Below are 20,456 nucleotides of genomic sequence, written 5' to 3' on the forward strand. Positions count from 1 at the left end.
TGGCGGGGTCAGTCTTCCCAGTAAACGCCGGTCAGGTCGGTTGCCTGTGTCGGCGCGTTGGCCCAAAGCCCCTTGATCTTGGCATTCGCCACGCTCAGCGCGGCAAGCTGGAACAGGTAGCCGTTGACGTAATCGCGGGCGATCATTTCCTGGGCCTGTTTCAGGATCGCCGACCGGCCTGCCGGGTCTGTCGTGTTGTTGAGGTCGACCATCAACTGCTGGAATGCCGGGTTGTCGTACTGGAAATAGTAATCCGGCCGCGCGTAGATGTTGATGTCGGCGGGTTCGGTATGGCTGACGATGGTCAGGCCGTAATCCTTACCGCGGAACACCTCTTCCAGCCATTGCGGCCATTCCAGGTTGGTGATCTCGGTCTGGATGCCGACCGCGCGCAGTTGGGCGGCGATGATTTCGCCCCCGCGCCGCGCGTAAGAGGGCGGCGGCAGCTTTAGCGTGGTGGTGAACCCGTCGGGGAAGCCAGCCTCGGCCAGCAGCTTTTTCGACAGGTCAGGGTCATACGCGCTCAGGCCCGTCAGATCGACATAGTCGGGGTTGTGTGGCGCGAAATGCGTGCCGATGGGTGTGCCATAGCCGAACATGGCCCCGTCGATGATGGCCTGACGGTCGATGGCGTGGGCCAGCGCCTCGCGCACCTTGACGTTGTCGAAGGGGGGCATCTTGTTGTTGGTCGACAGGATCGTTTCACCTTCGGTCGATCCTACCAGCACCTGGAACCGCGGGTCGGCCTCGAACTGGGGCAGGTTCTCCGGTGCGGGGAAGCCGGCAAAAGCGTGCACGTCCTCGGCCATTACCGCGGCGAAGGCGGCGGTCGGGTCCGAGATGAACTTGAACGTGGCCTTGTCGAGCTTTGCGGGTTCGCCCCAGTAGTCGGGGTTCTTCACGATCTCGATGCGGTCGCCCTGCACCCAGTTGGAAAACTTGAACGCGCCGGTGCCGATGGGCTGCTGCTTGATGCCGTCGATCGACTCGGGTGCGACGATCACGGCGTCGCCCCAGGCCATGTTGAACAGGAAGCTGCCGTTCGGTTGTTTCAGCGTCACGCGCACAGTTGCCGGGTCCACGGCCTCGACCGTGTCGATATCGGCGAACAGCGCCTTCTGCGCGTTCTGGCTGTCCTCGGCGCGGGCGCGGTCGAGGCTGAATTTCACGTCCTCGGCATCCATCGTGGTGCCGTCATGGAAGGTGACGCCTTCGCGCAGTTTGAAGGTGTAGACGGTGCCGTCCTCGGAAATCTCCCAGGATTCGGCCAGGCCCGGAACGACCGAGCCGTCTGACATGAACCGTGTCAGCCCTTCGAAAACGTTGGAGTAGAGCACGCTGTCGATGGCGCCGGCGGCCGCGCTTGTCGGGTCGAGATGCGGCGGTTCGAGCTGCATGCCGACGACGATGTCGGTTTTCGCATAGGCCGCACCGGCCAGAAGCGCCGCCAGCGTGGCGGCCGCGCCGAGTTTCCTGAAATACATGGTTCTCCCTCCTTGCCCTTTGGGCATTGGCCCCGCCTCGGGGCGTCCGGAACACAGTGTCACCCCAAAACCGCGCCGTGTGCAAGCATCGGCAGGGCCGGCTCAGGTCAGCAGATCGATCAGGCTGTTGCCCATCACGCGGGCCGAATCCACCATGTCGTCGATGCCCACGTACTCGTCCGGCTTGTGCGCCAGGTCCAGGATGCCGGGACCGTAGGCGATGCAGTTCTTGAGCCGTCCGATGCGGTCGATATGTTTCTGGTCATAGGTGCCGGGGCTGACGACATATTGCGGGTCGGTGCCAAGAACGTCCGTGATGGCGCGGGCCACGGTCTGCACCACCGGGGCGCTTTTTTCGGTCATCGTGGGCAGGACGCGCTGCAATTCGCGAACATCGTAGCTGAAGGTGGCGCGCCGTTCCTTGACCGCGCGCAGAATGGCGTGGATTTCCTCCTGCACCTCGTCGATGTCTTCCTCGATCAGGAACCGCCGGTCGATCACCATGCGGCAGCTGTCGGGTACGCAAGGGCTGGGCAGACCGGTGTAATCGGCATCCTGTTCGGCCTCGCCACCATGGATCGAGTTGATGTTGAGCGTGGATTGCCGCGCGCCTTCGGGAACCACGGGCATGTCCGTGCGTTTCTGCGCGAGTGCGGGGAAAAGCGTGTCTTCCATTTCCTGCATAACGGCGCCCATATGGCGCACCGCGCAGTCGCCCAGGAACGGCATCGAGCCGTGGGCGATCTCGCCATAGGTTTCGATCTCGGCCCACCAGACGCCGCGATGGCCCAGGCAGATGCGGTCCTTGTTGAGCGGCTCGGGGATGATGACGTGCTGGACGCGCGCAGGGTCGAAATAGCCCTTTTCAGCCAGATAGGCGACGCCGCCGAATCCGCCCGATTCCTCGTCGGCGGTGCCGCTGATCTCGATCGCGCCGGCGAAATCCGGGCAGATCGCGATGAACGCCTCGGCGGCGACGATGCTGGCGGCCAGCCCGCCCTTCATGTCGCAGGTGCCGCGCCCGTAGATCTTGCCGTCCTTGACTTCGCCGCCGAACGGATCGGTCGTCCAGCCGCGTCCGACCTCGACCACGTCGATATGGCTGTTGAAATGCACGCATTCGCCGGGCCTTGTGCCTTCGCGGCGGGCCACGATGTTCCAGCGCGGGTATTTTGCACTGTCGCCCTTGGCGCCCTCGGCGCGCACCAATTCGGTGTGAAAGCCCGATTTCAGCAGCCGCCGGTCCAGATAGTCGCAGATCTCGCGATAGTTTTCGCCCGGTGGGTTCAGCGTGGGGATGCGGATCAGATCCTGGCACAGCGCGATCAGGTCGTCGCGCCGGGCTTCGATTTCTGCGGTCAGCGTGTCTTTGAGCGTCATCTTGCGGTTCCCTGCTGGATTGGCCAAGCATGCGCGGCTGACATTACGGTGTGAATACCGTAGGAATACGGGTATGGATGACCTGACCCAAATCGCCTTCGATGCGGCCCCTATCGGCCTTGTGCTGACCGAGGATCGGATCATCCGCGCCTGCAACGCGACATTTGTCCAGATGTCGGGGCATACGGCCGACGCGTTGGTCGGGCAAAGCTTTCGCTTGTTTTACGACTCGGATGCCGAATTCCGGCAGGTGCGCGATATCGGGCTGGATGCGTTGCGGCGCGACGGCGCCTATTGCGACGAACGGATGTTGCGCCGTGCGGACGGCACCACGATCTGGTGCCGGTTCCGCGCGCGCAGCCTGACGCCGGACACGCCCCTTGCGCGGATGGTGCTGAGCTTCGCGCCCATTGCCGATGCGCCGGCCGGCCCGTCCCTGACGCCGCGCGAACGCGATGTCCTGACATGGCTGGCGCGTGGCATGACCTCCAAGGAAATCGCCAAGGCACTGGGCCTGTCGCCCCGCACCGTCGAAGACGTGCGCGCCCGTCTGTTGCGCAAGTTCGACGTGCCGAACGCGGCGCGTCTTCTGGCGCGGCTCAGCCGGTCGGGATGACCTGGTTACGCAATTCTACGCATTGACAGCTTGGCCCCCCTTCGCCGCATGATGGCAGTGCAGAAAAGATAACCGGCGCAGTGCGCGTCGGAGGGAGGAACCAAGATGAAACGCATTTTCGCGGCGGGCCTCGTGTCCACGCTGGCGCTGGCGAACGCGGCGCTGGCCGACATCACAATCGCCCACGTCTATGGCAAGACCGGCCCGTTCGAGGCCTACGCCAAGCAATCCCATGACGGGCTGATGATGGGGCTGGAATACGCCACCGGCGGCACGATGGAGATCAACGGCGAAAAGATCGTCGTGATCGAGAAGGACACCCAGCTCAAGCCCGAGAACGGCAAGGCACTGCTGGAAGAAGCCTATGGCGACGACGAGGTGGACCTGGCCATCGGTCCGGTCAGTTCCGGCGTGGCGCTGGCAATGCTGCCAGTGGCTGCCGAATACGAAAAGATCCTGATCGTGCACCCGGCCGTGGCCGACAGCATCACGGGTGAAAACTGGAACCGTTACATTTTCCGCACCGGGCGCAACTCGTCCCAGGATGCGGTGGCGCAGGCCATCGCGATGGCGGGCGATGGCGTCAAGATTGCAACCCTGGCACAGGACTACGCCTTTGGCCGCGATGGGATCGCCGCCTTCCGCGAAGCGTTGGAAGGCACCGGCGCCGAGATCGTGCACGAAGAATACGTGCCGACGGACACGACCGACTTCACCGCCGCGGGCGAGCGTATCTTCAACGCGATGAAGGATCTCGAGGGCGACAAGAAGGTCTTTGTGCTCTGGGCCGGTGGCGGCAACCCGATGGGCAAGCTGAACGCGATGGACCCGGGGCGCTTCGGGATCGAACTGGCAACCGGGGGCAACATCCTGGCCGCGCTGACGGGCTACAAGGAATTCCCCGGCATGGAAGGCGCGATCTATTACTACTACGAGCTTCCCGACAACGAGGTGAACGACTGGCTGGTCGAACAGCACCAGGCCCGGTTCGGCAGCCCGCCCGACTTTTTCACCGCCGGCGGCATGACCACGGGTATCGCGGTTGTCGAGGCGATCAAGAAGGCCGGCAGCACCGATACCGAGGCGCTGATTTCGGCGATGGAAGGCATGGAATGGATGACGCCCAAGGGCATGATGAAGTTCCGCGCCGAGGATCACCAGGCCCTGCAGTCCATGTATCACTTCAAGATACGCGTGGACGATAACGTGGAATGGGCGGTCCCCGAACTGGTCAAGGAACTGACCATCGACGACCTGCCGATCCCGATCCGCAACCAGTAAACGCCCGGCGCGGGCCGGTCACAGGGCCGGCCCGCTCCGAACGAGGTCTCCCATGAGCAGGGTCATTCTGGAAACGCACGATCTGACCGTGCGGTTTGGCGGGCACGTCGCAGTCGATGCCGTCAGCTGCGCGTTTCGCGCTGGTGAACTGACGGCAATCGTCGGGCCGAACGGCGCGGGCAAGACGACGTATTTCAACCTGATTTCCGGGCAGATCCCGGCCAGCGCCGGGCGGGTCGTTCTGAACGGTCGCGACATCACCCGCGACAGCGTGGCCCACCGCACCCGTGCCGGGATCGGACGGGCCTTCCAACTGACGAATCTCTTTCCCAACCTCAGCGTGCTGGAAAACGTGCGGCTGGTGATCCAGTCCAAGGCCGGGCTGGGATTCCGTCTGTTGTCGATGGCCTCGGGACATTCCGAAATCACCGACAAGGCGGTTGCGATCCTCGACCGGGTGCGGCTTTACGAAAAGCGCGCGCAGCTCGTCAGCGAGTTGTCGCACGGCGACCAGCGCAAGCTTGAAGTCGCGTTGCTGATCGCGCTCGATCCGGCGGTCTACATGTTCGACGAACCCACCGCCGGGATGAGCGTGGACGAGGCGCCCGTGGTTCTGGACCTGATCGCTGATCTCAAGGCGCAAAAGGACCGGACGATCCTGCTGGTGGAACACAAGATGGACGTGATCGCGCGGCTGGCCGACCGCATCATCGTTTTGCACAACGGCGCTTTGGCCGCCGATGGCGACCCGGCCGAGGTCATCGCCAGCGACGTGGTGCAGGAGGCGTATATGGGCAAGGAGCTGACGGATGTCTGACCCGATCCTGCGCCTTTCGGGCGTCTTTACCGACATCGCCCAGTATCACATCCTGCAGGGCGTCGATTTCGAAGTGCCGCGTGGGCAGGTCACCATGCTGCTCGGGCGCAACGGCGTGGGCAAGACCACCACGCTGCGCACGATCATGGGCCATTGGCGCGCCAGGGCGGGGCAGATCGTGCTGGACGGGCAGGATATCGCGGGTTTGCCGACGCCCGCGATTTCCCGGATGGGTGTGGGGTATGTGCCCGAGAACATGGGTATTTTCAGCGACCTGACGATCGAGGAAAACATGATCCTCGCAGCCAGCTCCGGGCCGATCGACCGCGCCCGTCTGGATTGGCTGTTCAGCGTCTTTCCGCCGCTGCAGACCTTTTGGAAAGGCCAAGCCGGCAACCTGTCCGGCGGGCAGAAGCAGATGCTGTCCATCGCCCGCGCGATGGTCGAGGAACGGCGGCTATACCTGATCGACGAGCCGACCAAGGGGCTGGCGCCCGCGATCGTGTCGACCATGGCGGGCGCGCTGCGGCAGTTGAAGGATCAGGGCGCCTCGATCCTGCTGGTCGAGCAGAATTTCAGCGTCGCCCGCGCGCTGGGAGACAGCGCCGTGGTCATGGATGATGGCCGCGTTGTCTGGGCCGGGGCGATGGCCGAACTTGCGAACGACGCGTCGTTGCAGGAACGCCTGATGGGCCTGAGCATGGAGGCAGGGCATTGACCGGACCTGACCGCATTCCCCCGAACCGCCCAAGGGCAGCATTTCGAAAGGAGCCGCGCGCATGACCGCCGCCCCCGATCACCGCCCGACCATGTCGCGCGCGGGCCTTGGCGAACGGCTGGGCCCCTATCTTCCCGTCTTGCTGATCCCCGCGATCATGCTGTTCGGGCTGGTCGCCATACCTTCGATGTCGTCATGGCTGACCCTTACGGTTTCGGGGCTGGCGATGGGGATGATGATCTTCATCATGGCGTCGGGTATGACGCTGGTTTTCGGCCTCATGGATGTTATCAATTTCGGGCATGGCGTGTTCATCTCGGTGGGCGCTTTCGTCGGCATTTCGATCCTGCTTGTGCTGGCCCACATGACCGAGGCGCCTTCGCTGGCGCTGAACCTTGCCGCGATCCTTGCGGCGGTTCTGGCCGCGATGGCGGCAACGGGTGTCCTGGGCTGGGCGTTCGAAAGGGTGATCGTGAAACCCGTCTACGGCGCGCATCTCAAGCAGATCCTCGTGACGATGGGCGGGCTGATCGTGGTGGAACAGCTGATCATCGTCCTTTGGGGCCCGGAAGAGATCTATATCCTGCGCCCCGAGGCTCTGCAGGGGGCGATCACCTTTGCCGGGGCCGCGATGGAAAAATACCGCCTGCTGGCGGTTGGTATCGGCGCGGTGCTGTTCGTCGTCATGCGCTACACGCTGCGGCGCACCAAGATCGGGCTGATCGTGCGCGCGGGCGTCGAAAACGGCGAGATGGTCGAGGCGCTGGGATATCGGCTGCGGCTGGTGTTCGTCGGAGTCTTCATCGCGGGATCGGCGCTGGCGGGCCTCGGCGGCGTGATGTGGGGTCTCTACCAGGAGGTCATCACCGCCCATATGGGCCAGCAGATCATGATCCTGATCTTCATCGTCGTTATCATCGGCGGGCTCGGCTCGGTCGAGGGCTGCTTCATCGGTGCGCTGCTGGTCGGACTTTTGCAGAATTACATCGCGTTTCTCGAACCCAAGGCGGCGCTGATCTCGAATATCGGCCTGATGGTCGCCATCCTGATGTGGCGCCCGCAGGGCATGATCCCGGTGGTAAAGGCAAAATGATCGTGAAACTTCTTTCCGGCGATACGCCCCGCAGCCCGGTCCTGGCGGTGATCCTTCTGGCGATCCTTGTCGCGCTGGCGTTTGCACCGTTCCTGTTCCCCGGTGTCCGGTCGGTCGATACGGCGGCGCGCATCTGCATCTTCATCGTGCTGGTTGCCAGCTACGACCTGATGCTGGGATACGGCGGGATCGTCAGTTTTGCCCATACGATGTTCTTCGGAATGGGTGCCTATGGCGTGGCGCTGGCCAGCACGCATATGGGGCGCGGCTTTGACGCCGTGGCGCTGGGCGCCGTCGGGGGTGCCGTCCTGGCAGCGGCGATCGCATTCCTGATCGGGTTGTTCAGCCTGCGGGTTCGGGCAATCTTTTTCGCGATGATCACGCTGGCGGTGGCCAGTGCCGTGGCGGTGCTTGTCAGCCAGCTTTCGGGCCTGACCGGCGGCGAGGACGGGCTGAGCTTTCGGACCCCGCGCGAACTGACCCCGGCCTTCAAGTTCGGGGACGAGTTGTTCGGCGTAAAGCTGAACGGGCGGCTTCTGGCCTACTACCTGATCTTCGGTGTTTCGCTGGTGCTGTTCCTGCTGATGCTGCGGGTGGTCAACTCGCCCTTCGGCCGCGTTCTGTTGGCGATCCGGGAAAACGATTTCCGGGCCGAGGCGATCGGATATCGCGTTGTCGGCTATCGCGTGACGGTAACGTGCCTGTCGGCCTTCATCGCGGCATTGGCCGGGGCGCTCTATGCGATCTGGCTGCGCTATGTCGGGCCGGACACGGTGCTGAGCTTTGACATCATGGTGGATATCCTGCTGATGGTCGTGATCGGCGGCATGGGCACGATGTATGGTGCGGTGATCGGCGCGGCTCTGCTGGTGCTGGCGCAGAACTACCTTCAGGCGCTAATGGGTGTTGCAGCAGGTGCCGTTGCAGGGCTGCCGGTCCTGCCCGAACTGATGAACGCCGACCGCTGGCTGCTATGGCTGGGCGTGTTGTTCGTGCTGAGCATCTATTTCTTTCCGACCGGTATCGTCGGGCGGCTGCGGCAGGGTCGTTAACGCCTTAAGCATCTTGCATCTTTCCCCCGCGCGTGCCACCCAATCGGCAGCGTAAAGGGAGGAGCGCGGATGAAACTGGGGATGGTGCTGCTGTGTGCAGCCTATGTTCTTAGTCAGTTTTTCCGCGCTTTTCTGGCGGTTCTGACCAATGCGCTGGAGCGTGATGTCGGGGCGACACCTGATGACCTCGCTTTTGCATCCGGGATGTGGTTCCTGGTTTTCGCGCTCATGCAGATCCCCATCGGAGAAGGGCTGGACCGCATCGGGCCGCGCCGGACGGCGGCGATTCTGCTGGCGCTTGGGGGCGGCGGCGGGGCGGCCATTTTCGCGATGGCCACTGAACCCGTGCATATCTCGATCGCGATGGCGCTGATCGGCGTCGGCTGCGCCCCGGTGCTGATGGCGTCCTACTACATATTCGCGCGCATGTTCCCGCCGGCGATGTTCGCCACGCTGGGCGCGGCGATGATCGGCGTCGGGTCGATCGGCAACCTGGCCAGCGCCGCGCCTCTTGCCTGGGCAATCGAGGCGTTCGGCTGGCGCGAAAGCCTCTGGGCCTTGTCGGCGGTTTCGATCCTCGTCGCTGTGGGCGTCTGGGCGGTGGTGCAGGACCCGCCCCGCGCCGAAGGCGCCGAGGGCGGCAGCGTTCTGGCGGTTCTGAAAATCCCCGCGCTGTGGCTGATCCTGCCGCTGCTGGCGGTGAACTATGCCCCGGCGGCCGGGCTGCGGGGGCTGTGGGTCGGACCCTACCTGTCCGATGTCTACGGCGCCACGGCGCAGGTCATCGGCACCGCGACGCTGATCATGGGGTTGGCGATGGTGGTTGCGGTGTTCATCTATGGCCCGCTGGATCGTCTTTTGCGCACGCGGAAATGGGTGATCGTCGGCGGCAACACGGCCGGTATCCTGGCCTGTTCCATCCTCGCCTTCACGCCGGAGCCGGGATATTGGCCGTCAGTCGCGGTCTGTGCGGCAATCGCGATGTTCGGGCTGAGCTACCCCGTTATCATGGCCCATGGCCGCAGCTTTCTGCCGGCACACCTGACCGGGCGGGGGGTGACGCTGATGAACCTGTTTTCGATCGGTGGGGTGGGGCTGTTCCAGGTGATCACCGGGCGGCTCTATTCCTCGGTTGCCGCGACGACCGACAGCGCAGTCGCCCCGTACCAGGTTCTGTTCGGCTTTTTCGCGGCGATCCTGGCGCTGGGCATGCTGCCTTATCTGTTCAGCCGCGACCGGCTGGACTGATCGGCCCTTTCCCTTATCTCTTCGCTCATGTATTGAGCGCGCGTCCTGAAACGAAAGGAGCAACCCCATGGGGTATAACGTCGTCGTCGTCGGCGCCACGGGCAACGTGGGCCGGGAAATGCTGAACATCCTCGCGGAACGCCAGTTCCCGGTGGACAAGATCGCCGCGCTGGCCTCCCGGCGCAGCCTTGGCACCGAGGTCAGCTTTGGCGACAAGACACTGACCACCGAGGATCTGGATACCTTCGATTTCACCGGCTGGGACATGGCGCTGTTCGCCATCGGCTCGGACGCGACCAAGAAATACGCGCCCGTCGCCGCCAAGGCCGGCTGCGTGGTGATCGATAACAGCTCGCTCTACCGCTATGACCCGGATGTGCCGCTGATCGTCCCCGAGGTGAACCCGCAGGCCGTGCACGGCTATGCGAAAAAGAACATCATCGCCAACCCCAACTGCTCGACCGCGCAGATGGTGGTGGCGCTCAAGCCGCTGCATGACCGCGCGACGATCAAGCGCGTGGTGGTGTCGACCTATCAATCCGTGTCGGGTGCCGGCAAGGAAGGCATGGACGAGCTGTGGGACCAGACGAAAGCCGTCTACAACCCCACCGCCGAAGTGCCGCCCAAGAAGTTCCAGAAGCAGATCGCCTTCAACGTGATTCCGCATATCGACGTCTTCATGGAGGACGGCTCGACCAAGGAAGAATGGAAGATGGTCGCCGAAACGAAAAAGATCGTCGATCCGGCGATCAAGCTGACCGCCACCTGCGTGCGCGTGCCGGTTTTCGTCGGCCATTCCGAGGCGATCAACATCGAATTCGAAGAATTCCTGGACGAGGACGAGGCCCGCGACATCCTGCGCGAAGCGCCGGGCATCATGGTCGTCGACAAGCGCGAAGCTGGCGGCTACATCACGCCGGTCGAGTGTGTGGGCGATTTCGCCACCTATATCAGCCGCATCCGGCAGGATGCGACGATCGACAACGGTCTCAACCTCTGGTGCGTCAGCGACAACCTGCGCAAGGGCGCGGCATTGAACGCGGTGCAAATCGCGGAACTGCTTGGCCGTGAGGTGCTGAAAAAGGGCTGACCGACAGGCACCAGCCGGAAGAATCGAGGCCGGGCACAGCTGTGCCCGGCCTTTTTTCATGCGCGGCGGCGCGAAACCTATCCCTTCGGGTACATGCCTGTCCCGATGGAAGGCCCGACTATACCACCGTCCGCGGGCTTTTCCGTGCCGACTCGCTTAGAAACAAGGGTGTCGCAAGACACAACATCAACTCCACAAGGTATTGGCTGGCCGCACCGTACTCTCTCACACTCTCTCACATCACCGGGCGGCCAGCCGGTCCAGATCAGCAAACCATCCGTTCCCTCACGGATCAGGTTGCCAAAGGTCAAATCAGATACGGGGCGTGTCGCATGTTCGATGCGCCCCAACTTTTTCCCCGGACGCCCGGCGCGGGCCTATCCGAATGGCTAGGGAAATAGACGCAAGGGCGCATCGCCTACTCAGCCGCGCCACACAGTAATGTTCGGGAATCGGTTTACGGTACAGGGAATGTCACGCAGGGGATCGAGACATGCTTGCCATGCTGAAAACGACGCTGGGGCCGCAACCTGGCGATAACGGAAAATACAGGGCGTCGGGCCAGACCGGCAGGCGCCAGTCCGCGGTGCGGGCGGAAACGGTGACCAGGGACGAGGTTACGCGCCTGTTCCGGCGCGATCTCGACAATCTGAGCGACAGGGCGGCCCGCACGTCGCAGGACCGCCCGCAATCCTGATTTTTATTGGATCGCCGCGCCAAGAACGGCGCTGGCCACGCCGTAGCCGGCGAAAACGAACATAAGCGCATAGTTCAGCGTGGGCTTGCGGAACCCGGAGGCAAGCGCGCCGGCCACGCCGCCCAGCAGCGCCAGATGTGCCGCCGCGACAAAAGCCAGCAAAGGCAAGTAGTTGACGGCCTCCGGCGTGATGTCGGGGTCGAGAAACAGCTTGGTCATAAGGCCGATCGCCATGCCGACCGGCACCATCAGCATACCCGTCATCATGATCTTAACCGGACCCGGCTTGTTCGGCGCGTTTTCCTTGCGGCGCATCTGTTTGCGCACGGCATCGACATCGGCCGGCCCGGACAGCATCTGCACCTCTCCCGAATGCTGCTGAATCCGCGCAATGCGGTCATGAAAGCTTTGCTGGACCATCTCTCCCTCTCGTGTTCCAGTTCCCTCGGTGACAACCTTGGGCTGTCACCGCGTCAGGATCGGGGAGGATTTGTGCCATTTTTTGGACGTTAAGATTAACGTAGCGTCACATTGGCCTCAGACGCGGGCGAAATCCTTTTTCGCCGGATCGAAATATTCCAGCGATCCCTCGCCGATATCCGTCCAGAGACCGTGCAGGGAAAGCTTGCCGCCCTCGACCGCATCCGCGACAAAGGGAAATGTCATCAGATTTTCCAGGCTGACCAGAACCGCCTGTTTTTCCAGCGCATTTCGCTGTTCGTCGGCGGTGTCCAGCTCTTTCACGCGGTCATAGCCGGGCCGCAGGATGTCCATCCAGCGCCCGACGAAGCTGGTTTTCTCTTCCAGCTCGGGGGCATGGCCCGAACACATGTCCAGGCACCCTTGCACACCGCCACAATTGGAATGTCCCAATACGATGATATGCGCGACCTTCAGCGCGTTGACGGCATATTCCACCGCCGCCGACGTCCCGTGTTGCAACCCGTCGGGTTTATGCGGCGGCACCAGATTCGCGATATTGCGGTGAATGAAGAACTCACCCTGGTCCGCCCCGAAGATCGAGGTCACGTGCACGCGGCTGTCGCAGCACGAAATCACCATCGCGCGCGGATGCTGGCCGCTTTCGGCAAGACGGCGGTACCAGCTCTGGTTTTCCTCGTAGGTCGTGGCCTTCCAGCCATGATAGCGCTGAACCAGGTAGCTTGGCAGGGGCTTGGCGTGCAGCATGTCACCTCTCGTCGTCTTGCGGCCTGCGCGGCGTCATAGACCGTATTCGACGCGAATTCGAGAGGAAAGACCGCCCCGGCTAAACCTTTTGGAAGGGTGCACGCGGCAGGTTCGACGCCTGTGGGGGTCGACATACCAGGGGTGAGACATTGGAACGGGTCACGATATTGCAGACCACGGAAACGGTCCGGCTGGACCATGAAAGACTGCGGGAACTTCATGAACGGCTGGGGCCGTCAGGCGCCGAAGACGTGGTTTGCCGCGCGATGGAAGAGCTTGCCTCGCGCCTGGCGCAGATCGACCGCGACTACCGCGCGGGTCACCGGGCCGAGATGCGCAAAGGCGCGCGCGCCCTTGCCGCCATTGCCGACCAGATCGGGATGAGCACATTGGCCAGGGTCGGACGTGATGTCACAAGATGCGTGGACATGGGCGACCATGTGGCGCTGACGGCGGTTCTGGCACGGCTTTTCCGATCGGGCGAACGATCCCTTACGGAAGTTTGGGACATGCAGGGCCTTTCCGTCTGACAAGGGCCTTGCAGGCGATTTTCAGCAGCGTAACCTGCGCGGAACGAACGCAGCAGGGAGTACCGGTGCATGACGCCCCAATTTGCCGAGCCGACGGAACAGGCGATACCCGTCCACGTCATCGAAGAGGGTGGCCAGGACGCCTGGGCCGGGCAGCAGCCGGATCATGTCCAGGCGTGGATCAGGGCGAACGGCTTTACCGGTTCGCTTGGGCGACACTTGCTGGTGCCCGGCGACGATGGCACGCCCGGCATGGTCCTGGCGGGCTATGGCACCGCGGCGTCGCGGGTACGCGGGCGCTTTCATCTTGCGGGCATCGCGTCTGCGCTGCCCGAAGGCACCTACCGCCTCGCCTCGGGCCTGCCGCCGGAAGATGCCGGGAACGAAGCGCTGGGTTGGCTTTTGTCGGCCTATGCCTTTTCCCGCTATCGGGCGCAGGACGGCGCGAAGGCCCGGTTGGTGGCGCCCGATGGCGTCGACGCTGCGCGGCTCATGGCGATCGCCGCGGGCGAATGCCTGACCCGCGACCTGATCAACACGCCGGCCAACGATATGGGCCCCGACGCGCTCGAGCGCGCCGCGCATGATCTGGCCGGCGATTTCGATGCCACCGTTTCGGTCACGGCGGGCGACGACCTGTTGGCGCAGAATTTTCCGCTGATCCACACGGTCGGACGCGCCGCGGCCCGCGCCCCGCGCCTCATCGACATGCGCTGGGGGAAAAGCGGCCCGGCCCTCACGCTGGTGGGCAAGGGCGTCTGTTTCGACGCTGGCGGTCTCAACCTCAAACCCGGCGCGTCCATGGCCTTGATGAAAAAGGACATGGGCGGCGCGGCCACCGTACTGGGATTGGCGCATATGATCATGGCGCTTGGCCTGCCGCTGCGCCTGCGCGTCCTGATCCCGGCCGTCGAAAACAGCGTCGCCGGAAACAGCTTTCGCCCCGGCGACATCCTGACCGCGCGCAACGGCAAGACGGTCGAGATCAACAACACCGACGCCGAGGGCCGGCTGGTGCTGGCCGATGCGCTGACGCTCGGCGCCGAAGAGTCGCCCGACCTGATGATCTCGATGGCCACGCTTACGGGCGCGGCGCGCGTGGCCGTGGGCCCCGACCTCGCCCCGTTCTACACCGATGACGACGCGATGGCGCAGGCGCTGTCACAGGCGGCAGCCCAGGTGGCCGATCCGGTCTGGCGGATGCCGTTTTGGGAACCATACGAGAAGATGATCGAACCGGGCATCGCCGATCTCGACAATGCACCGTCGGGCGGTTTTGCCGGGTCCATCACCGCCGCGCTCTTTCTGCGCCGCTTTGCTGCCGACACGCCCTACACCCATTTCGACATCTACGGCTGGAATCCTGCACCGGCGCCGGCACGGCCCAAGGGCGGTGTGGGGCAGGGTGCGCGCGCCCTGCTGCAGGCGCTGCCCGGGGTGCTTGGATTGTGACCGACCGCCGCCGTTTCTGGGCCGAGGCCTCCGAGGCCGGGATCGCCGAGGCAGCGCGCCTGCACGGGCTGCGCCTGGTCGAACCGACGGTTCAACGCACCACCCTGCCGGTATGCGATCTGTGCAGCATGCCCCATGGCGCGCGCGAACGGCAGCTCCTGCGCGGCCAGGCCCTTGTCATCCGCGCCGTCGATGACAAAAGCGGCTGGGCCTATGGCGAAACGCAGGCCGACCGCTATTCCGGCTGGATCGACAGCGCGGCTATTTACGGCCACCCGGCCGGGGCCCCCACGCATCGCGTGGCCGCGGCGCAAAGCTATGCCAAGACCAGCAGCGGGCTGAAAAGCGCGGGCGATGTCACGCCCCTGTCGATGGGGTCTGCACTTGTGGTGCTGGACGAGGCCGATGGCTGGTCCCGCATCGCCTGGACGGCGGGCAATCAGGCGCGCGATCTCTTCGTGCCGTCTGTCCACCTGATGCCCATCGGTCGGAACGAAGACGACCCCGTTGCCGTCGCCGAACGCCTCGTCGGCACCCCGTACCTTTGGGGGGGCAACTCCGCCTTCGGGATCGACTGTTCCGGCCTGGTGCAAATCGCCTGCCACGCCTGCGGGATCGACTGCCCCGGCGACAGCGACATGCAAGAGGCCCATTTCCCCGCCGCCCCCGGCGACAGCTACCAGCGCGGCGACCTCCTGTTCTGGCGCGGCCACGTCGCCTGGGTGGCCGACCCGCAAACCCTGGTTCACGCCAATGCCCATCACATGGCCGTCGCCCATGAACCCATCGCCGCCGCCATCGCCCGGATCGCGGCGCAGGGCGATGGCCCCGTTACCTGTCACGCCCGCCCCACGGCCTGATCTTCATCTTGCCCCAAATACCTCCGGGGGTGAGCCCGGAACGGGCGAGGGGGCAGCGCCCCCTTGAACCCGCTTGCAGCGGCGCGCCGCCGCCGCCACCATGCACCGGACCAGCCAAAGGAAGCCGCCCATGACCTCCGATCCGTTCTTTCGCCCCGTCAGCGGGTTCGACCTGCCCCGCTTCGCCGGTGTGCCCAGCTTCATGCGTCTGCCCCACGTAACGCCGGAGGACGCACGGTTTTCCGAGGTTCAGATCGGCCTAGTCGGCGTGCCGTGGGACAGCGGCACCACCAACCGCCCCGGCCCGCGCCACGGGCCGCGTCAGTTGCGCGACGCCTCGACAATGATCCGCGCCGAACATGGGGTCACGGGTGTGCGCCCCTTCGAGATGGTGAATTGCGCCGATCTGGGCGACGTCGGGCCGAACCCTGCCGATATCTCCGAATCGATGGACCGCATCACAGCCTTCTACGAAAGGTTGCGCGTGGCGGGGATCACGCCGCTGACGGCGGGCGGCGATCATCTGACGTCGCTTCCGGTTCTGCGCGCTCTGGCCGGCGACGCACCGTTGGGCATGGTGCATTTCGACAGCCACACCGATCTGTTCCACAGCTATTTCGGCGGCACGATGTATACCCACGGCACCCCGTTCCGCCGGGCCGTCGAAGAGGGATTGCTGGATCCGGCCCGCGTCGTCCAGATCGGCATCCGGGGCACCGCCTATGACCGAGAGGATCGCGATTTCGCCGACAGCGTGGGCATCCGCGTGATCCCCGTCGAAGAATTTCACGCCCGCGGTGTGGCCGACGTGATGGAAGAGGCCCGCCAGATCGTCGGCAGCGCGCCGACCTATCTCAGCTACGACATCGATTTCGTGGACCCCGCCTTCGCCCCCGGCACCGGCACCCCCGAGGTGGGCGGGCCGAACAGCTTCCAGGCGTTGCAGGTCGTGCGTGAACTGGCGGGCGTCGACATCGTCGGCGCCGACCTGGTCGAGGTTTCGCCGCCCTTCGATGCGTCTGGCGCGACCGCCTATCTGGGCGTGTCGATCATGTTCGAGATGCTGTGCATCATGGCACCGCACCTGGCGCGGGGCTGACGCTTTTCAGGTCTGCCGGCCTTCATCGCGAAAAGCGCCCTAATGCGCCTCGGCCCAGTTGCCGCCACGGCCCGCATCCACGATCAGCGGCACGTCCAGCTTGACCGCCGGCTCCGCTGCGCCTTCCATGATGTCGCGCGCGACCTCGGTCACCTTGTCGGCGGCGTCCTCGTCGACCTCGAACAGCAATTCGTCGTGGACCTGCAGCAGCATCTTTGCGGGCAGCCCCGCGATCGCGTCCGGCATCCGCACCATCGCGCGCCGGATCACGTCGGCTGCCGTGCCCTGGATCGGCGCGTTGATCGCCGCGCGCTTGGCAAAGCCCGCGCCCGGCCCCTTGGCGTTGATCTCGGGCGTATGAATCTTGCGCCCGAACAGCGTTTGAACAAAGCCATGTTCCTTGGCAAAGCTCACGGTGTCGTCCATGTAGGCGCGGATGCCGGGGAAGCGTTCGAAATAACGGTCAATGAATCCCTGCGCCTCTGCGCGCGGGATGCGCAGGTTGCGCGCCAGGCCAAAGCCCGAAATGCCGTAGATCACGCCGAAATTGATCGCCTTCGCCTGCCGCCGGATTTCCGGCGTCATCTCGTCCAGCGGCACGTCGAACATTTCCGACGCAGTCATTGCGTGAATGTCCTGCCCGTCGCGGAATGCCGCCTTCAGCGCGTCGATCCCCGCGACATGGGCCAGGATGCGCAACTCGATCTGGCTGTAATCGAGGCTCAGCAGAACCTTGCCGGGCTCGGCGACGAATGCCTCGCGGATGCGGCGGCCTTCCTCGGTGCGCACGGGGATGTTCTGCAGGTTCGGATCGGTCGAGGCCAGCCGTCCGGTGCTGGCGCCGGTCTGCACATAGGACGTGTGCACGCGGCCAGTATCGGGGTCGATGTGATCCTGCAGCGCATCGGTGTAGGTCGATTTTAGCTTGCTGACCTGCCGCCAGTCCAGGATTCGCGCGGGCAGGTCGTGTTCGGTGGCCAGGTCTTCCAGCACGTCGGCGGGGGTCGAATACTTCCCGGTCTTTCCCTTCTTGCCGCCTTCCAGCCCCATCTTCTCGAACAGGATTTCGCCCACCTGCGCGGGCGAGCCCACGTTGAATTTCTCGCCTGCCAGTTCGTGGATCTCGTCCTCGAGCTGGGCCATCTTCTGCGCGAACGCGTTCGACATGCGCGACAAGACCTCGCGGTCGACCTTGATGCCTGCCATTTCCATCTGCGCCAGCACCGGAACAAGCGGACGTTCCAGCGTTTCGTAGACCGTGGTGACCTGGTTCTGGTGCAATTGCGGTTTGAACCGCTGCCACAGGCGCAGGGTGATGTCGGCGTCTTCAGCGGCGTATTTCACGGCTTCGTCGATATCCACCCGGTCGAACGTGACCTGGCTCTTGCCCGAACCGATCAATTCCTTGATCGGGATCGGCGTGTGACCCAGATAACGCTCGGCCAGCGCGTCCATGCCATGCCCGTGCAGCCCCGCATTCATCGCGTAGGACATCAGCATGGTGTCGTCGATCGGGGCGATGGCCACGCCATGCCGCGCCAGGATCTTGGCGTCGTATTTCATGTTCTGGCCGATCTTCAGAACCGCCTCGTCTTCCAGAACGGGCTTGAGCGCCGCAAGCACGTCGTCGAGCGGCAGTTGCCCCTCGGCCAGATCGTCCGAGCCGAACAGGTCGTCCGCCCCACCCGCACGGTGGGTCAGCGGGACATAGCAGGCCTGGCCGGGATCGACGGCCAGCGATATGCCCACAAGATCGGCCTGCATCTCGTTCAGCCCGGTGGTCTCGGTGTCGAATGCTACATAGCCGCGCTCGTTTATCCGGTCGATCCAGCGCTGCAGGGCGTCCATGTCGCGGATGCGTTCGTAGGTTTCGGGCGCAAAGGGCAGGTCGGCGGGGCCTTCCACCTCGGTGCCGCCGGGATCGGTGTCCATGATGACGGGCGCCTCGACATGCAGCGCATCGGCGATCCGCTTGCTGAGCGTGCGAAACTCCATCTCGGCCAGGAATTCCAGCAGCTTGTCGGGGTCGGGGTCGCGCACTTCCAGATCGTCCAGCGTGAAATCCAGCGCCATGTCGCGGTCAAGCTGGACAAGCTGCTTGGACAGCTCGATCTGGGCGCGGTTCTCGATCAATGTCTGGCGGCGCTTGGGCTGCTTGATCTCTTCGGCGCGGTCCAGCAACTCTTCGAGGCTGCCGAACTCGTTGATCAGCAGCGCGGCGGTCTTGACGCCGATACCGGGTGCGCCGGGAATGTTGTCGACGCTGTCGCCCGCCAGCGCCTGCACGTCGACCACGCGTTCCGGGCCCACGCCGAACTTTTCCATCACGCCTTCGCGGTCGATGCGGCGGTTCTTCATCGGGTCCAGCATTTCGACCCCGTCACCCACAAGCTGCATCAGATCCTTGTCCGATGACAGGATCGTCACCCGCCCGCCCGCGTCGCGGGCCTGGCAAGCCAGCGTCGCCATGATGTCGTCGGCCTCGAACCCTTCGATTTCCTTGCAGGCGATGTTGAAGGCTTCGGTCGCGCGGCGGGTCAGCGGGATCTGCGGGCGCAGGTCTTCGGGCATCTCGTCGCGATTGGCCTTGTACTGATCGTAAAGGTCGTTGCGGAATGTGTGGCTGCCCTTGTCAAAGATCACCGCCACATGGGTCGGCGCATCCGACCCGTTGGCATTGCCGTCGATATAGCGCTGCAACATGTTGCAAAAGCCGCTGACCGCCCCGATCGGCAGCCCGTCGGATTTGCGCGTCAGCGGCGGCAGGGCGTGGTAGGCGCGAAAGATATAGGCCGATCCGTCGATCAGGTGCAGGTGACAGCCTTTGCCGAATGCCATGGGTGTTTCCTCCGCGCGGTGATTGTCCGCCGTTCTTGCCACGAAGCGCCGCGCGCTTCCAGCAGCTTAACGGCCCACGGGGCAGGGAAACGGGCCGGTATCCGGGCGCTCGGCCTCGACCAGGCGCTGCAGTTGCGCGCGATCCATCCGGCCCAGGACCGCCGTCCGACCGATCACCAGCGCGGGCGTGCCCGCGAACCCGAAGGTCCGCGCCAGCGCCACGGTCCGTACGAATCTGCGGTCGATCTCCGGGTCGGACATATCCGCCAGCAGGCGGGTGGAATCGATGCCCAGCTCGTCGGCCAGCCGCGCAAGATAGCTGTCGGTCGGCAGCAACGCCGCCCCCATCAGCCGCGTGTGAAAAGCAGCCCTCGCGCCCTGCCGTTCCGCGGCCAGCGTGGCACGGGCGGCGCGTTCCGACATCGGGCCCAGGATCGGCCATTCATGCCAGGTGACATGCACGCCCGGGCCTGCGTCCATCTCGGCCAGGATCGGGCTGACCTTGCGGCAGTTCACGCAGCGCGGGTCCGAGAAATAGGCGATCGGCACGGCATCCGCCGGCCTGTCGGGCGCGAACAGCGCCGTGCAGATATCCGGCAGTTCCACCGCCGGTGTGGGCGCGCTGCCCAGCCCCACGAACGGCGTCGCACCGGACGACACCGCCCCGCCGGCCACGCGGCGAAAGCCCGGCATGCCGGGAAGCGGCTCATATGTCAGCGAAGGTGCGGAAATCCGGCGCAGCAGGCCCGCGCCGCCATAAGCCGCGCCGACCATTGCGCCCGCGCCCGCGAGTTTCAGGAAAGTCCGCCGGGCGCTCAGACCTTGCCCTCGAAATCGCGATGCACGTATTTCGCATCGCAATAGGGGCATTCGACAAAGCCGGTGTCATGCGGGATCTGCAACCAGACACGGGGGTGGCCCAGCGCGCCTTCGCCACCGTCACAGGCGATTCGCCAGCTGTCCACAACCTTGGTTTCCGGGGCGTCGATCGTCATCGGGGACATTCCCTTTCG

At 64.5% G+C, this 20,456-nt stretch carries 20 protein-coding genes; 13 read left to right on the forward strand and 7 right to left on the reverse strand.

Annotated elements, in window-relative coordinates:
* Positions 1-8 precede the first annotated feature (8 nt).
* Together BLT50_RS12270 and BLT50_RS12275 are read right to left on the reverse strand one after the other, a co-directional pair.
* Positions 9-1,484, reverse strand: coding sequence for an ABC transporter substrate-binding protein (locus tag BLT50_RS12270; RefSeq protein WP_090028991.1), 1,476 nt, complete (start codon positions 1,482-1,484; stop codon positions 9-11).
* A gap of 102 nt (positions 1,485-1,586) precedes the next feature.
* Positions 1,587-2,864, reverse strand: a complete 1,278-nt coding sequence (locus BLT50_RS12275; protein WP_090028992.1) for an acetylornithine deacetylase/succinyl-diaminopimelate desuccinylase family protein — start codon at positions 2,862-2,864, stop codon at positions 1,587-1,589.
* A 73-nt stretch (positions 2,865-2,937) separates the two neighbouring features.
* On the opposite strand from BLT50_RS12275, the gene BLT50_RS12280 reads away from it, so the two are divergent.
* From BLT50_RS12280 to BLT50_RS12320, 9 genes are all read left to right on the forward strand, one after another.
* Positions 2,938-3,480 (forward strand): helix-turn-helix transcriptional regulator, encoded by a 543-nt coding sequence (locus BLT50_RS12280; RefSeq protein ID WP_090028993.1) that lies wholly within the window; start codon positions 2,938-2,940, stop codon positions 3,478-3,480.
* Positions 3,481-3,585: 105 nt separating this feature from the next.
* Positions 3,586-4,761: a substrate-binding domain-containing protein gene (locus BLT50_RS12285; RefSeq protein ID WP_090028994.1), complete on the forward strand. Its 1,176-nt coding sequence runs from the start codon at positions 3,586-3,588 to the stop codon at positions 4,759-4,761.
* A gap of 52 nt (positions 4,762-4,813) precedes the next feature.
* Complete coding sequence (locus tag BLT50_RS12290; protein WP_090028995.1) at positions 4,814-5,578, forward strand: ABC transporter ATP-binding protein; 765 nt, start codon at positions 4,814-4,816, stop codon at positions 5,576-5,578.
* Entirely contained in the window at positions 5,571-6,296 is a 726-nt protein-coding gene (locus BLT50_RS12295; RefSeq protein WP_090028996.1) for an ABC transporter ATP-binding protein, read from the forward strand. The genes BLT50_RS12290 and BLT50_RS12295 overlap by 8 nt, the downstream gene beginning before the upstream one ends.
* Before the next feature lie 61 nt (positions 6,297-6,357).
* On the forward strand, positions 6,358-7,389 hold the full coding sequence (locus BLT50_RS12300; protein WP_090028997.1) for a branched-chain amino acid ABC transporter permease: 1,032 nt from the start codon (positions 6,358-6,360) through the stop codon (positions 7,387-7,389).
* A complete protein-coding gene (locus tag BLT50_RS12305) occupies positions 7,386-8,441 on the forward strand; it encodes a branched-chain amino acid ABC transporter permease (RefSeq protein ID WP_090028998.1) in 1,056 nt (351 codons plus the stop codon). Before BLT50_RS12300 ends, BLT50_RS12305 begins: the two co-directional genes overlap by 4 nt.
* A 69-nt stretch (positions 8,442-8,510) precedes the next feature.
* Positions 8,511-9,689 (forward strand): MFS transporter, encoded by a 1,179-nt coding sequence (locus BLT50_RS12310; RefSeq protein ID WP_090028999.1) that lies wholly within the window; start codon positions 8,511-8,513, stop codon positions 9,687-9,689.
* Between the two features lie 67 nt (positions 9,690-9,756).
* Complete coding sequence (locus BLT50_RS12315; protein ID WP_090029000.1) at positions 9,757-10,779, forward strand: aspartate-semialdehyde dehydrogenase; 1,023 nt, start codon at positions 9,757-9,759, stop codon at positions 10,777-10,779.
* Positions 10,780-11,272: 493 nt separating this feature from the next.
* A complete protein-coding gene (locus BLT50_RS12320; RefSeq protein WP_090029001.1) occupies positions 11,273-11,476 on the forward strand; it encodes a hypothetical protein in 204 nt (67 codons plus the stop codon).
* 3 nt (positions 11,477-11,479) lie between these two features.
* Here the strand turns inward: BLT50_RS12320 and BLT50_RS12325 are convergent, their stop codons facing one another.
* A complete protein-coding gene (locus tag BLT50_RS12325; RefSeq protein ID WP_090029002.1) occupies positions 11,480-11,896 on the reverse strand; it encodes a hypothetical protein in 417 nt (138 codons plus the stop codon).
* A gap of 117 nt (positions 11,897-12,013) precedes the next feature.
* The gene (locus BLT50_RS12330) at positions 12,014-12,664 is read right to left on the reverse strand and encodes a carbonic anhydrase (protein ID WP_090029003.1); all 651 of its coding nucleotides are present in this window, start codon (positions 12,662-12,664) and stop codon (positions 12,014-12,016) included.
* Between the two features lie 149 nt (positions 12,665-12,813).
* Here BLT50_RS12330 and BLT50_RS12335 point away from each other — a divergent pair, with 149 nt between their 5' ends.
* From BLT50_RS12335 to speB, 4 genes are all read left to right on the forward strand, one after another.
* Positions 12,814-13,194, forward strand: coding sequence for a hypothetical protein (locus BLT50_RS12335; protein WP_090029004.1), 381 nt, complete (start codon positions 12,814-12,816; stop codon positions 13,192-13,194).
* A 69-nt stretch (positions 13,195-13,263) separates the two neighbouring features.
* Entirely contained in the window at positions 13,264-14,646 is a 1,383-nt protein-coding gene (locus BLT50_RS12340; protein WP_090029005.1) for a leucyl aminopeptidase family protein, read from the forward strand.
* Complete coding sequence (locus tag BLT50_RS12345) at positions 14,643-15,506, forward strand: C40 family peptidase (protein ID WP_245723372.1); 864 nt, start codon at positions 14,643-14,645, stop codon at positions 15,504-15,506. The genes BLT50_RS12340 and BLT50_RS12345 overlap by 4 nt, the downstream gene beginning before the upstream one ends.
* Before the next feature lie 130 nt (positions 15,507-15,636).
* On the forward strand, positions 15,637-16,605 hold the full coding sequence (gene speB / locus BLT50_RS12350; protein WP_090029006.1) for an agmatinase: 969 nt from the start codon (positions 15,637-15,639) through the stop codon (positions 16,603-16,605).
* A gap of 39 nt (positions 16,606-16,644) precedes the next feature.
* On the opposite strand, the gene polA is transcribed toward speB, so the two are convergent.
* From polA to BLT50_RS12365, 3 genes are all read right to left on the reverse strand, one after another.
* Positions 16,645-19,443, reverse strand: coding sequence for a DNA polymerase I (gene polA / locus BLT50_RS12355; protein ID WP_090029007.1), 2,799 nt, complete (start codon positions 19,441-19,443; stop codon positions 16,645-16,647).
* Positions 19,444-19,509: 66 nt separating this feature from the next.
* Entirely contained in the window at positions 19,510-20,217 is a 708-nt protein-coding gene (locus BLT50_RS12360) for a DsbA family protein (protein ID WP_175491470.1), read from the reverse strand.
* Positions 20,218-20,258: 41 nt separating this feature from the next.
* Entirely contained in the window at positions 20,259-20,438 is a 180-nt protein-coding gene (locus tag BLT50_RS12365; protein ID WP_090029157.1) for a zinc-finger domain-containing protein, read from the reverse strand.
* Positions 20,439-20,456: the final 18 nt, after the last annotated feature.

Source organism: Lutimaribacter saemankumensis (assembly GCF_900100005.1).
Lineage (GTDB): Bacteria > Pseudomonadota > Alphaproteobacteria > Rhodobacterales > Rhodobacteraceae > Lutimaribacter > Lutimaribacter saemankumensis.